10 protein-coding genes are annotated in these 13,597 nt (G+C 58.1%); 7 read left to right on the plus strand and 3 right to left on the minus strand.

Annotated features, from left to right (window positions below):
• Positions 1–7: 7 nt before the first annotated feature.
• Complete coding sequence (locus CKW15_RS01995; RefSeq protein WP_095151433.1) at positions 8–1,570, plus strand: right-handed parallel beta-helix repeat-containing protein; 1,563 nt, start codon at positions 8–10, stop codon at positions 1,568–1,570.
• 116 nt (positions 1,571–1,686) lie between these two features.
• On the opposite strand, the gene CKW15_RS02000 is transcribed toward CKW15_RS01995, so the two are convergent.
• The 3 genes from CKW15_RS02000 to CKW15_RS02015 form a co-directional block, all read right to left on the minus strand.
• Positions 1,687–3,162 carry a mannose-1-phosphate guanylyltransferase/mannose-6-phosphate isomerase gene (locus CKW15_RS02000; RefSeq protein WP_095056825.1) on the minus strand — a complete coding sequence of 492 codons (1,476 nt, stop codon included), beginning with the start codon at positions 3,160–3,162 and terminating at the stop codon, positions 1,687–1,689.
• 156 nt (positions 3,163–3,318) lie between these two features.
• Positions 3,319–4,629: a nucleotide sugar dehydrogenase gene (locus tag CKW15_RS02005; RefSeq protein ID WP_095151434.1), complete on the minus strand. Its 1,311-nt coding sequence runs from the start codon at positions 4,627–4,629 to the stop codon at positions 3,319–3,321.
• Positions 4,630–5,501: 872 nt separating this feature from the next.
• On the minus strand, positions 5,502–6,185 hold the full coding sequence (locus tag CKW15_RS02015) for a helix-turn-helix domain-containing protein (protein WP_095151435.1): 684 nt from the start codon (positions 6,183–6,185) through the stop codon (positions 5,502–5,504).
• 104 nt (positions 6,186–6,289) lie between these two features.
• Between CKW15_RS02015 and CKW15_RS02020 the strand changes: the two genes are divergently transcribed.
• From CKW15_RS02020 to CKW15_RS02045, 6 genes are all read left to right on the plus strand, one after another.
• A complete protein-coding gene (locus CKW15_RS02020; RefSeq protein WP_095056828.1) occupies positions 6,290–7,231 on the plus strand; it encodes a carbon-nitrogen hydrolase family protein in 942 nt (313 codons plus the stop codon).
• Positions 7,232–7,303: 72 nt separating this feature from the next.
• A complete protein-coding gene (locus tag CKW15_RS02025) occupies positions 7,304–7,738 on the plus strand; it encodes a GFA family protein (RefSeq protein WP_095151436.1) in 435 nt (144 codons plus the stop codon).
• A 549-nt stretch (positions 7,739–8,287) separates the two neighbouring features.
• Positions 8,288–9,223 (plus strand): universal stress protein, encoded by a 936-nt coding sequence (locus tag CKW15_RS02030; RefSeq protein ID WP_095151437.1) that lies wholly within the window; start codon positions 8,288–8,290, stop codon positions 9,221–9,223.
• A 224-nt stretch (positions 9,224–9,447) separates the two neighbouring features.
• Positions 9,448–10,746, plus strand: coding sequence for an exo-alpha-sialidase (locus CKW15_RS02035; RefSeq protein ID WP_095056831.1), 1,299 nt, complete (start codon positions 9,448–9,450; stop codon positions 10,744–10,746).
• Positions 10,743–11,354 carry a hypothetical protein gene (locus CKW15_RS02040; protein WP_095056832.1) on the plus strand — a complete coding sequence of 204 codons (612 nt, stop codon included), beginning with the start codon at positions 10,743–10,745 and terminating at the stop codon, positions 11,352–11,354. Before CKW15_RS02035 ends, CKW15_RS02040 begins: the two co-directional genes overlap by 4 nt.
• 31 nt (positions 11,355–11,385) lie before the next feature.
• Entirely contained in the window at positions 11,386–13,422 is a 2,037-nt protein-coding gene (locus CKW15_RS02045; RefSeq protein WP_095151438.1) for an LTA synthase family protein, read from the plus strand.
• Positions 13,423–13,597: the final 175 nt, after the last annotated feature.

Consider the following 13,597-nt stretch of genomic DNA (forward strand, 5'->3'; position numbering starts at 1 on the left):
GAAGCCCATGCCCAGATCGCTCCCCCCATCCGCTGCCCATGCCCTGCTCTGCTTCCTGTGCTGCACACTGCTACCACTGGCACAGGCGCAGAGTCTTCTGCGCCACCAGCTCAGCGACGTACCGGCCACCGAGCAACAGCAGGAAATCGAGCGCGTGCTGCAGGCCGCCGACCAGGGCGTGGACGCTAATCAGGTGCGCGAGTCGCGCCCCGTCGGGCGCGCCTCGGTGAGCCTGAGCAGCCTGTTCTCCTCGCAAGAGGGCAGCTGGCCGTTCGAACCCTTCGTGCACAACGGTCTGTTTCGCGTCATCGCCAGCTACCAGACAAATCACCCGCTGGTGGTGGTGGTACGCGGCGGCGGCATCGGTCTGGCGCAGTTGCACCAGGCACTCGGCGACGAGCGCGTGATGAGTCGGCACAACGACGGCTACTTGCTCAGCTACCCACTGCTGATCGCCCCCGGTGCAGCACTCAACATCGTGGAGAGCACCCTCTACCTTCGCACCCAGTCCGGCACTGCACTGATCAACCAAGGCGATCTGACCCTAAAGCACGCCACCCTGACCAGCTGGAGCGACGGCCAGCCTGCCGAAATCAAGCAGCCGTTCCGTCCCTTCGTCATGGCCTGGGCCGGCAGCCGCACCCGCATCATCGACTCCAGTCTCAGCCGCCTCGGCTACAACGCCCACCTTGCCCGCGGCCTGACGCTCGCGCGCAGCACCGAGCAAGCTCTCGGCCTGGCGCCGGCAATCCTGTTGATGAGCGGCAGTCGGATCAGCGAGCTGTCCAGCGGTGTCGAATTGCAGAAGGCCGAGGCGCGCATCGAAAACAATCGTTTCGACGACCTGCAACAATACGCCCTCGACCTGTTGGACAGTCGCGCCAGCCTGGTTGGCAATCATATCGCCACCGTGAAAAACCAGAGCGCCATTCGACTGCGCGGCACCAGCAGCGGCGTGGTGGAACGCAACGTGATACTCGGCGCTGGCAAAGCTGGTATTGAGGTGCTGGACCAGCAGGGCGAACTGGTGCTGCGACAAAACATGATCGGCGCTACGCAAAACGGCATCTTTCTTCGCCAGCTTGTCGATAAAAAGGACACCCCTCTACTGCTCGCGCAGAACTACATCGCCAACACCGCCAGCAGCGGCATCGACGGCGAAGCGATCGGCACCGTCTATGTCATCGACAACCGCATCAGCACCACGCCGGAATACGCCATCAGCATGCGCAATCCGACAGGCCAGCCGTCGCGCCTGGTGCTGGTGGCTAACCGACTGGCCAATGCCGGCAAGGCGATGATCCGCACAGAGGGCATAGATCGAGTGGTGCTGGGGGACAACCACTACCAGATGGGACAGACTGATCAACAGTTGATGGCTGGCGACCTGATGCCCGTGCAGAGTCTGCTGGTGGAAGCCACGGTGATGAACCCTTGTATCGTCGAGGTATGGATCTGGGCCGAGGCCGGCACCAGCCCCCCCGCCAGTCTGCCCGGCAACTGCCTGCGCGGTAATGAAACCGGGGATCGAGGCGAGTTCCTGCGTCTGAGATCAAGCAGCGGAAACTGACGCAGGTCTGCCGAAAGGTAGGCAGTGCAGCAATGTATATCAGGCTGGATTCAATTTGGATTCAGCCTGATACGACCAAGGCAAGGTGCACAGGTCATCCTGTGCACCCTCGTTATCTAGCCTTTGACAAGCACCACGCCCCCTGGAGCAGCGGAAGGCTTGCCCCGAGATTCGTGTGTCCTCCCGTAGGCATCCTCCAATCGTTCGATATCGTCCTCGCCCAGATAACTGCCCGATTGAACTTCGATGATCTCCAGCGGGATTTTGCCGGGGTTGGCCAAACGATGCACCGAAGCGACCGGGATGTAAGTGGACTCATTTTCGGTGAGCAGGAAAACCCTGTCGCCGCAGGTTACCTGAGCGGTACCGGACACTACGACCCAGTGCTCCGCTCGATGGTGATGCATCTGCAGGGAAAGTTGGGCGCCCGGCTTCACGGTAATGTGCTTGACCTGATGACGGGTGCCGCTGTCAACCGAGTCATAGGCACCCCATGGACGATACACAGAGCTGTGGTTCTGAGTTTCCTGACGGCCATTGGCATCCAGGATACCGACCAGCTTTTTCACACTTTGCACGGCACTCTTGTGCGCGATCATCACCGCATCCTTGGTTTCTACCACCACCACATCGTCCAGTCCCAGCAGCGTCACCAGCTTGCCGCTGCTATGGACGAAACAGTTGTGACTGTTGTGGCTGACCACGTCACCCTTGAGCACATTGCCGTCTACGTCTTTCGCATGCACGTCCCACAAACTCGACCAACAACCCACGTCGCTCCATCCAGCGGCCAGCGGCACTACGCAGGCACTCTTGGTACGCTCCATCACCGCATAGTCAATCGAATTGTCCGGACAGCACTCGAAGGTCCCTGCATCAATGCTGATGGCCGCATCGCTACTGCGGCTTCGCTCCAGGGCCAGTACGCAGGTCTCATGAATATCCGGCTCATGTACGCGCAGCTCTTCGAGATACCGGCTGGCGCGGAACAGGAACATGCCGCTGTTCCAAAAATATTCACCGGACTGCACATACTCGCCGGCTTTTTGCAGATCCGGCTTCTCCACGAAGTGTTCGACCCGAAAAACGCCTTCGGGCAGATCGGGGCAAGGCTCTGCGAACGCCCCCTTTATGTAACCAAAACCGGTCTCCGGGCGTGTCGCGGGTATGCCAAATAACACCATGCCACCCTTTTCAGCGGCGGCCTGCGCCTGCTGAAGTCCAGAATGCAAGGCCGCCCCATCCGTGATCACGTGATCGGCTGGCAATACCAGCAGCAGTTCGTCACGCCCCTCGGCGAGCAGTTTAAGGGCCACCAGAGCGACTGCCGGAGCAGTGTTGCGGCCGAAGGGCTCCAGCAACATCGCCTGGGCTGTGCAACCGATGGCAGCGAGCTGCTCGTTGACGATGAAACGATGTTCCTGGTTGCAGACAATGATCGGCTTTTCCATGCCATCGAAAGTCAACCGCTGCAAGGTCTGCTGAAAGAGCGTGCGCTCACTGGTCAATGCCAGAAACTGCTTGGGATACAACTTTCGCGACAGGGGCCAGAGCCGCGAGCCGCTGCCGCCGGACAAAATCACTGGAATCATTTTTGTTTCCTCCGAATCTTTCATTGTCGATCGATATGAAAGCTCCGCTGGGATCGCATCCCGAAAACCGGAGGACTGCCCTTCTCTGTTTTCATCTGCAAAAACGTCCGACGGCGCTATCGCTCGAACGTCTGGATGGCGTTGTCGTGGTCCCCGTTACCAGCAGATACCTTCCGACTCGTGGTCGCTCGAATGGTCCATGAAGCCCACCAGATCGACGACTTTCTTGCCGGGTGGTACCTGTCGCGCCACGGCATCGAACATCTCGTCGCCGTTACCCAGGACGATGATGTCCGCATCCTCCACTATCTGAGTCAGGTCGGAGCGCAAGAGTGAGGAAACGTGGGGGATCTTCGACTGGATATACTCTTTGTTCGCACCGTGGACACGGGCGTACTCGACGTTGCGATCGAATATCTGCAGGTCATAGCCCTTGCCGATCAACATCTCGGCCAATTCCACCAGCGGGCTTTCGCGCAGATCATCGGTTCCAGCCTTGAAACTCAGGCCAAGCAGGGCGATCCGGCGTTTTCCATAACCGGCAATGAGGTTGAACGCCGTCTGCACCTGCACCGCATTGCTGCGCATGATCGCAGCCAGAAGCGGGTGTTCTACGTCCAGTTGACCGGCACGGTAGGTTAGCGCACGCACATCCTTGGGCAAACATGATCCCCCGAAGGCAAACCCCGGGCGCATGTAATAACGCGACAGGTTCAGCTTATTGTCCAGGCAGACGACGTCCATCACTTCACGCCCATCCACCCCGACAGCCTTGGAGATATTGCCGATCTCGTTGGCGAAGCTCACCTTGATGGCGTGCCAGACGTTGCAGGTGTACTTGATCATTTCCGCCACCTCGATGCTCTTGCGCACGATGGGCGCTTCCAGCTCTTTGTAGAGCGCTTCGAGCATGTCCGCGGTACGTTGGTCAAGTTCACCGATAACAGTCATTGGCGGGTGGTCGTAATCCTTTATTGCCGTGCTTTCCCGGAGGAACTCCGGGTTGACGGCAACGCCGAAATCAATCCCCGCCCTCTTGCCCGAACAGCTCTCCAGAAGCGGGATCACCACGTTTTTCACCGTGCCGGGTAGCACCGTACTGCGCACGACCACCGAGTGCCAGGCGCTCTTGCTGCGCAAGGTCTCTCCTATTTCCCGGCATACCGACTCGATATAATTGAGTTCAAGGTCGCCATTCTTCTTGCTTGGCGTGCCAACGCAGATAAACGAGATTTCCGTATCCATGACGACGGACTCTACATCGGTAGCACCTCGCAGGCGCCCCGAACGCGCGCCCAATTCAAGCAAGTGCTCTAGGCCCGGCTCGACAATGGGCGACTTACCCTGATTGATCAGATCGATTTTCACCGCAGAGATATCCGCCCCGACCACGTCATGGCCGCGGGCAGAGAGACAACCAGCGCATACAGCGCCCACGTACCCAAGACCAAAAATGCTAATGCGCATTTGTACCTACTCCTCTCACGCCCCTAACAAAGAGCGGACTCTCGAGCATGGGAAACATGCTTGAAGTTCGCCCGCCACAGCAAGACAGTCAGGTACGGCTCGGTCCTGAGCCCACATTCGAAAGCGTCACGAATGCTGTACGGCATACTTCACATGGGCGCTGTCCCTGTAATTAACGGTGTTGCATCGGGTTAAACTCGACCCTTCAGCAGAAGCAAAGTAAATGCCAACAAAATAAATGCAGCCTATTTGTACAACATCGAAAAAAGTTATCCATAGAAAACAAGCAATTATAAACACCCCCCACACCATCAATTTAATTACGCCACTTGACGACAGCACTAAAAAGAAGCAATAGATTTTCATGACGCATTCTAAGCGCGCACAAGAACAATCAAATATCAGCACAAGCAGACAATCTAATTAGATACGCAAGCAATTGATAAACAAGTATATTTATTAACAAACAGAAACACGCCAACATTCAGACGCCAATATAATGATGCGCGACCTGATCGGCTCGCTTATCGACATCGACAATAATCCTGAAATCACCCGTGCATTGAGTTTTCTGCAGTGTCCAGGTCGCTTCAAGAGGCAAACTGACGGAGTCGTCGAAGGACGTGGAGTTGGCAGACGTCAAACGGTCAGGCCCGGCAAAAGGTCTCGCTCTGCGCCTGCGCCATGCGTTGTATCGCAATGAGCAAAGTGCAGCCTCGACATTCAGAAGCGACAACGAAAAACGGATCAACATCAACTGCACGTTTAAGGTCTGGTGACCGACGGAAGAAACCCAAGGCTCATGACCAGGTCACCCGACAGCGACATCCATGTAACAGGATGTCGGTGTCCGGTTTTTCCTGCTGCAAGGGTCACATTTCAGCGCGCCGGGTACTGGCGAACGCACTCGTGCCGAGCCAGCGCCACAAATTTTCCGCATCCTGCACGGCGCCATCTACACGCAGCTCTCGCGACTGAAGAACCTCCTTGGGTGTGCGGTCGCCCGCCCACACCTCGGTCAACGCGCGCACGCTGGAGTCCACGACGAGCGTCAGTTCGCGTCCGGGGTCGTCGCGGCACAGATCTGCCACCCCCTCCTCGACCACCAGCCACCACGCTTGCTCGCCGGAGCGGGCGTCGCGGAACCTGAAGTGGATGATCACCGGCCGGGACGGGAACATCTCGATGCGCGCGAACCGGCGCACGTCCCACATCAACAGGCCCGCATCGAGTTCGTCATCGCGCAGGCGACTGCCGATCCAGCGTGCGCCCCAATGCCCCAGCGCCATGATGATGGGGCGCAAATCCTCGCCCGCCTCGGTCAGGCTGTACTCCCAGACTTTGCCGACGGCCTTGCGATGGACAACGCCGATATCTTCCAGATGGCGCAGCCGCTGCGCCAGCAGACTGGTGGACATCCGGGGTACGCCGCGGTGCAGCTCATTGAAGCGCTTGCTGCCGCAGAGCAATTCGCGAACGACCAACGGTGTCCAGCGCTCACACAACGCTTCAGCACCGCGGGCGACCGTGCAGAACTGACCGTAACTTTCGTCCATCGCCTGTCCTCCGAACCTGCAACGCTTCAGATTCTGCACTAGTCTCGCGACTTCTCCACGCGCACGCTGAAGCCTTCGAAAGCCAACCGCCACAGGAGAACGCCATGACCAAGATAGCCATTATCCAGCGCCCGCCCGTGCTGCTCGATCGCAGCGCGACGATTGCCCGGGCCGTGCAGTCGGTCGCTGAGGCCGCGGCGGCGGGCGCCTCGCTGATCGTTTTGCCCGAACAGTTCATTCCAGGTTACCCGTCATGGATCTGGCGGCTGGCGGCGGGAAGGGACGGGGCTTTAATGGGACAGTTGCATGCGCGGCTGCTGGCCAATGCCGTTGATATCGCGAATGGTGACCTGAGCGAATTGTGCGAGGCCTCCCGGGTTCATGCCGTGACGATCGTGTGCGGCATCAATGAATGCGACCGGCGCCATGGCGGCGGCACGCTCTACAACAGCGTAGTCGTTATCGGCGCGAACGGCGAAGTGCTCAACCGACACCGCAAGCTTATGCCAACGAACCCCGAGCGCATGGTCCATGGTGTCGGTGATGCGTCAGGGTTGCGTACGGTCGATACACCGGTCGGCCGCATTGGTGCGCTAATTTGCTGGGAGAGCTATATGCCGCTGGCACGCTATGCACTGTATGCCCAAGGAGTGGAGATCTACATCGCCCCCACGTACGACAGTGGCGATGACTGGATCTGCACGATGCGCCACATTGCACTTGAAGGCCGTTGCTGGGTGCTCGGCAGTGGCACCTTGCTGCGCGGCAGCGACATCCCCGATGACTTTCCGGCTCGCATGCAAATGTTTCCGGATCCGCAAGAGTGGATCAACGACGGCGACTCGGTGGTGGTCAGCCCCCAAGGCCGGGTCACCGCCGGCCCACTGCACCGGGAGGCAGGCATTCTGTATGCGGACATTGACGTCTCACTCGTGGCCCCCGCGCGACGGGCGCTCGACGTCACCGGGCACTATGCGCGCCCGGACATTTTCGAACTGCAGGTTCGGCGCACGCCGGCGACAGCGGTGCACTACATCGACAAGTGAAACCAGACAACGTTGAGGCGATGCCTCCCATCGGCGGCGGTATCGCGTAATCCCTGATCAAGGAGTCATCTCATGAGCGCTCAAAGGTCCTACACAGGCAGTTGTTTCTGCGGTGCCGTCGAGTTCACCGTCAGCGGGGAGCCCGCCGCGATGGGCTATTGCCATTGCGAGTCGTGTCGGCATTGGTCGGCAGGACCGGTCAATGCCTTCACGCTGTGGAAACCCGAGGCGGTGCAGGTCACTCGGGGAGCTGACAGCATCGGCACCTACAACAAGACCGAGCAGAGTTACCGCAAATGGTGCAAACATTGCGGAGGCCACCTCTTCACCGAACATCCGGGGATGGGGCTGATTGATGTGTATGCCGCCGTTATCCCGGACCTCGCGTTTTTGCCAGGCGTTCACGTCCACTATCAGGAGACCGTGCTGCACATCAAAGATGGATTGCCCAAGCTCAAAGACGTCCCCAGCGAAATGGGAGGGTCGGGCGTCGGCGTGGAGGAATAGCGCATTATCAATCGGCGTACCTGGCATGAAAAAGAGGGATTTACTTAAACCCTCAAGACAAATAGCCAAGTGACTGCCCCATCAGATCGAATGGGGTTTGTTTAGAGTGCACTTAGTTGAAAATCAACTAAGTGCGCCGAACATCTACTTATGCACCGAAACAAAATAGGCCTCATACTCAACCCTCGAGTTACTTGAGCAATACGCTCACCGCAGAGCAACTCGATCAAACGCCAGGATCTGGGTATCTACGTGGGTGGGGCCTGTGTGCGGACGCATTACATTGCAACCAGGCGAAACACTTAAGGCGGCAGACGTCCTCGAGTTCTGAGTGCCTGCAGCGCAATCGGCCTGAAGTAACGTAGTAACTTCGGCGTCGAGTGTATCGGCGGCGTTACAACTTATACCAATATAGTTGCAATCGCAGTAGCGTGCCAGTTTTGGCCAGTTCGATTTCAAGCACAATCAAACTGGCCAATACGCGCTCACATCGGCCGCGAGTGCCCGCAACCCCCATGAAGAAACTGTACTCAGCGCAGGAAGACACTCATGCACACCATTCGTAATACGTTGGTGGTAGTGGATTCGCAGCAGTCCAGGGATCTGATCTTGAACAGGGCAAAAATGATTGCCGGCGCTACCCGGTCGCACTTGCATCTGCTGGCGTGCGTAAAGGGAAATCACCACGGTGCCTACCTGAGCGACATACAAGACGAATTGCTACAGGAGGGTTATAGCGTCAGCGCTCAACAAGCCTGGTACGGGAGTTTTCACAAGACCATCATCGCGACCCAACATGAGGAAGGATGTGGTCTGGTGATCAAGCAGCACCTTCCCCAGACGCTGATGAAGTCCTTTCTCACCCCCGACGACTGGAAGTTGTTGCGATACTGCCCCAGCCCGGTACTGATCGTAAAAACCGCCAGACCCTGGACCGGAGGCAACATTCTTGCGGCCATTGATGCCGGTAACGGTGACGTCGAGCACCGCGTGCTGCATTCCGGCATTGTCAGCCACAGTTACGACATCGCCGCACTGGCTGGCGGCACGCTCCACATGATGAGCGCCCATCCCTATCCCCTGTACTCGGCAGCCGACCCCGTGCTCCAACTCAAGGAGAGCATTCAGGCGCTGTATCACGAACTGTGCAAAACCCTCCAGGACGAATTCGACATCAGCGACGACCGCCTGCATATAGAAGAGGGCTCAGCCGACGTGCTGATCCCATACGTCGCGCACAAACTTGAAGCCGCGCTCACGGTGATCGGCAGCGTGGCCCGTACCGGGCTGTCGGGAGCATTGATCGGCAACACCGCCGAGATGATTCTGGACACGCTCGACAGCGACGTACTGGTGCTCAAGCCGGACGACATCATCACTCACCTGGAAGAGCTGGCCGCCCCACCCCACAGCTCACCGGACAATGACGGTAGCGCGATATCCGCTTGGCCGTATAACCATCACAATCATCGACCACACTCTTAGGAGCACGTTAAATGCCTCCCGGAAAATCAATGGCCTTGCCCCCATCAGGCCATTCATGCAGACGCACTTCGTGAGTGCGATCGGCTGTCCATTAGCCGCTTTCGGCGAGCGGAAACACCTAAGACACATTTACTTACAAATGCGACCTTTGCTAAAAACCTGCTTTCTAACTATAGGTGATAGGTTACGCGCCTCGAATGGGCCAAGAGATGCCTAGCCTTAAGATGCGCATCAAATTCCCCAGTATTCCTGCCCTCGGTGCTTACCTTGCATTGACCTCCCTTTTTGCGGCCGCATGGTTCCTCAATCCTGGCCACACGCACTCTTCCTTTGCGTTGATGAATCCAGTGAAGGCCGTGGCCGACCAAGTGGCCAAGCCCATTTATACCAGCCGTTTCGCCTCTTCCGGGCTGGTGGACTTCGTGCATTCTTCGGCGGTAACCGCCCTGCCTGACGGTTCCTTGATGACCGTCTGGTTTGCCGGCTCTCGCGAAGGCGCCGCCGATGTGCAGGTACGTTCCGCCCGTTTCGACGTGAAAACCGGCGAGTGGGGGTCTGAACAAGTCCTGGCGACGCGGGATTCGACCCAACAAGGAACCCAAAGATACATCCGCAAACTGGGCAATCCGGTGATTGCCCTCGCGCCGGATAATCGCCTTTGGTTGTTCTACGTGTCCGTGTCCATGGGCGGCTGGGCCGGCAGTGCGGTCAACGTGATGGTCTCAGACGACTTCGGTGGAAGCTGGTCCGCTCCGCGCCAACTGATCACGTCCCCCTTTCTGAACATCAGCACCCTGGTCCGCTCGGCACCGGTGTTTCATGCCGACGGTTCCATCGGCTTACCGGTCTACCACGAATTTTTGGGCAAGTTTGCCGAGTATCTCTACTTGAGCGCAGACGGGAAAGTGATCGACAAGTACCGCATCAGCCACGGCATGAACTCGTTGCAACCCACGGTGGTCCCGCTGGACGGGCAGCGCGGCATCGCGTTGCTGCGTTATGCCGGCAACACCCATCACCGCGTTCTGGCGACCCGTACTGAAGATGCCGGGCAAACCTGGAGCGAGCCTTATCCGCTCAACCCATCGAATCCGAATTCCTCGCTGGCGGCCGTCGCGACCCCCGAGCACGGGCTGCTGGTAGCGCTCAACGACCTGCAAGAGGGGCGTTTCAAGCTGAGCCTTTATGGTACCGACGCAAAAATGGTCGATTGGCGCTCGTTGAGTGATCTGGACAAGTCGCCTGATCCTGAAGGGGACCCGATTTCACCCCAGGTCTACAAGGAAATCATGGGGCATGAGTTCCGCGGTTCCAGTGGTGCGCTACGCCAACCGCTGGAGGCGCAATTCCTGAACAATCTCGACACCCGTGTCTGTACCGTCCGCGGGTGCGAATTCGAATACGAATACCCCTACTTCATCCGCAGTCCCGACGGCATGTATCACCTGGTTTATTCCTGGAACAACACTTTCATCAAACACGTCACCTTCAACGAGGCGTGGCTTTCCGAGCGTCTCAAATGATTAGCCTTTGGCAAGCCCACGTCAGCTTCGCAATGATCACCTTCCTGCTGCTGCCGGCATTTGGCTTGAACAGGGCTTTGCGCATCGCTGTGCTGTTCGCCTTGCTGGCCGTCAGCTTCATTCCCGTGGACGGGTTGTCGCTGGCCACGTATCTGCGTAGCCACATTGATGACCTGGCGATTACCTCAATGGTATTGATGGCGTGGGGCTGCTTGCGACGTCTGGGCGTCCTGCCGCCAGCGCAGCAAAGCAAAACCTGGGTGTTGATCCTGTTCGCCGTGTTGGCCCTGGTGCTGTATCCGGCAACGATGGGGTTGAGTGATCTGGACCCTTATCGGTTCGGCTTCAACCCGCGTCCGATGTTGATTTTCTTCGCACTGCTCACGCTAGGCCTGTTTTACCTGCGCAACCTGCTTGCCGTCGTGATGCTGGCCAGCGCGACCCTCGCCTTCGTCGCCGGGATAAAACCTTCGCAGAACTATTGGGATTACCTGATTGATCCGCTGCTGGGCCTGTATTGCTTCGCGTCACTCCTGATGCTTGTCATGCACTGGATGTATGGTTTGCTGATCAAGCGGCACCGTTCACCGCCGAATCGACCCGCTTGATTCAGCGAGATTCTTAACAGGGGAAACATAGATGGGTTGGCTGCATTCAAGACGTTTGCATTATTGGCTAGGCGCAACGGCGATTCTGTTTGCGCTGTTTGCCCTGTTGCGGGGTGTGTTCTTTTTCGGCTTTTCCGGTTTCGACGCCAATGCCCTGCTCAACGACGAGGCCGTCCGGGAAACCTTGGGCATCGGCTTTCGTTTCGATCTGCGCCTGGCCATCCTGGTAGCGTTGCCACTGGCAATACTGGCCTGGATTCCTCGCTGGAACCTGATCACGAGCCGCTTGCTTCGCCGCATCGCACGCCTGTACATCGTCACCGTCCTGAGCGCACTGCTGCTGATCTACATCATCGATTTCGGGCATTACGCGTACCTGGGCATGCGGATCAACGCCACGGTCCTGCGCTTCCTCGACGATGCACAAATTTCCCGTGACATGGTCTGGCAAACCTACCCGGTGATCTGGATTTCTCTGGGTTGGCTGGTAACCGTCGCGTTGATGACACTGGCCCTGGTACGCCTGGAACGCGTGACCCTCGACCGTCGCCGCAAACCGATTCACCGGCTCTCCGCCCTATGGGGTGGCACCGCGATGGTCATCGTGGTTTTGCTGGGTATTTTGGGTCGTGTCGAGAACATGAACTTTGAGAACCCGGTCCCGTTACGCTGGAGCGATGCGTTCTTCTCGGGCAACAACCAAACAGCCGCGCTGGGCCTGAACCCGGTGATTTTCCTCTACGACACACTCAAAGTCGGTCAGTCCCGCTATGACGAAGCGCAGGTGCGCGAGCACTATTCCGTCATGGCCAACTACCTGAGCGTTGACCAGCCTGATCCGCAGACTCTTAATTTTGTTCGCCACCAGGCACCACAACCCTACAAAGTGCCGGGTTCACGACCGCCGAACGTGATGTTTGTCATGCTTGAATCCCTGGGCACCAGTGCTGTCGGGGCTTACGGCAACCCGATCAATCCGACCCCGAATATCGATCGCCTGGCCACGCAGAGCTGGTTCTTCGAGCACTTCTATGTGCCGGTGACAGGTACTGCAAAAACAGTATGGGCCAGCATTAGCGGGGTCCCGGACGTGACGCGCCAGGAGACTGCGACGCGTAACCCGTTGATCACCCGACAGCACTCCCTGGTCAATGCTTTCACCGGGTACGAGAAGATCTACACCATCGGCGGCAACTCCGGTTGGGCCAATATGAATGCCTTGATCCGGCAAAGCATCGACGGCGTTCGCTTGTACGAAGAGCGGGACTGGAAGTCCCCGGTGGTGGATGTCTGGGGCATTTCCGATCTGGACCTGTTCAAGGAAACCGACCAGATCCTGCAAGCGCTGCCCAAGGACAAACCGTTCTTTGCCTATGTACAGACGGCCGGCAACCATCGCCCTTTCACGATTCCCAAGACCAACGACGGATTCGAGGTCAAGCACCCGACCCTCGAGGAAGTCCAGGCCGCAGGATCGCGCAGTGTCGAGCAATACAATGCCGTGCGCCTGCTGGACTTCAACATCGGACGCTTGATGGAAATCGCCAAGGCCGGCGGTTACTACGACAACACCATTTTCGTGCTGTTTGGCGACCATAACACCCGTATCGCGCAGATCCCTTACCTGGCACCGGCTTATCAGCAACTGGGTCTGGAAAGCAATGCGGTGCCGATGATCATTCACGCCCCGGGTCTGCTCGGGACGCGCAAGGTCGAAGAAGCGGTTGGCCTGGTGGACTTGCTGCCCACCGTGGCAGGCATGGCCGGTCTTGAGTTCCGCAACAGCGGCATGGGCCGTGACATCCAGCAACCCGCGCCCGAGGGTGAACGCGTAGTACCGCTGGTATTGCGCGAGGGAACGTTCCCGTTGATTGCCGGCGTGACTCAACACTACATGGTGCAAATGGAGCACGACGGCAGCTCGCCAACGCTCCACGACCTTGCGTCGAAGACCCCGCTGGACAACGTGGCTCAGCAAAACCCGGAAGAGTTCAAACGTCTGTCGGAGTTGACCCGCGCCATGCATGAAACCTCAAGGTTAATGCTGTATCAGAACGTCCGTCAGTAACCGTCTGTAGCAACCACCGCGCCTATCGTTCGATAGGCGCGGCCCGCCCAACCTCCCCGCCCTTCCCCGCAAAATTCTTTGAAGACCATTGCTTGCACCGAGTTTTTTTCAAACCTCGGAGTCAACCTGTGGCCCCCTATTTTGACATTCACGGGATCACTCGGGATCAGGCAGA

Source organism: Pseudomonas sp. Irchel s3b5 (assembly GCF_900187435.1).
Taxonomy (GTDB): Bacteria; Pseudomonadota; Gammaproteobacteria; order Pseudomonadales; family Pseudomonadaceae; genus Aquipseudomonas.

Coding starts and splice junctions, on each gene's coding strand:
- CKW15_RS02000 (WP_095056825.1), bottom strand. CDS start 3,162: ATGATTCCAGTGATTTTGTCCGGCGGCAGCGGCTCGCGGCTCTGGCCC.
- CKW15_RS02040 (WP_095056832.1), top strand. CDS start 10,743: ATGATTAGCCTTTGGCAAGCCCACGTCAGCTTCGCAATGATCACCTTC.
- CKW15_RS02035 (WP_095056831.1), top strand. CDS start 9,448: ATGCGCATCAAATTCCCCAGTATTCCTGCCCTCGGTGCTTACCTTGCA.
- CKW15_RS02005 (WP_095151434.1), bottom strand. CDS start 4,629: ATGCGCATTAGCATTTTTGGTCTTGGGTACGTGGGCGCTGTATGCGCT.
- CKW15_RS02025 (WP_095151436.1), top strand. CDS start 7,304: ATGAGCGCTCAAAGGTCCTACACAGGCAGTTGTTTCTGCGGTGCCGTC.
- CKW15_RS02030 (WP_095151437.1), top strand. CDS start 8,288: ATGCACACCATTCGTAATACGTTGGTGGTAGTGGATTCGCAGCAGTCC.
- CKW15_RS01995 (WP_095151433.1), top strand. CDS start 8: ATGCCCAGATCGCTCCCCCCATCCGCTGCCCATGCCCTGCTCTGCTTC.
- CKW15_RS02020 (WP_095056828.1), top strand. CDS start 6,290: ATGACCAAGATAGCCATTATCCAGCGCCCGCCCGTGCTGCTCGATCGC.
- CKW15_RS02045 (WP_095151438.1), top strand. CDS start 11,386: ATGGGTTGGCTGCATTCAAGACGTTTGCATTATTGGCTAGGCGCAACG.
- CKW15_RS02015 (WP_095151435.1), bottom strand. CDS start 6,185: ATGGACGAAAGTTACGGTCAGTTCTGCACGGTCGCCCGCGGTGCTGAA.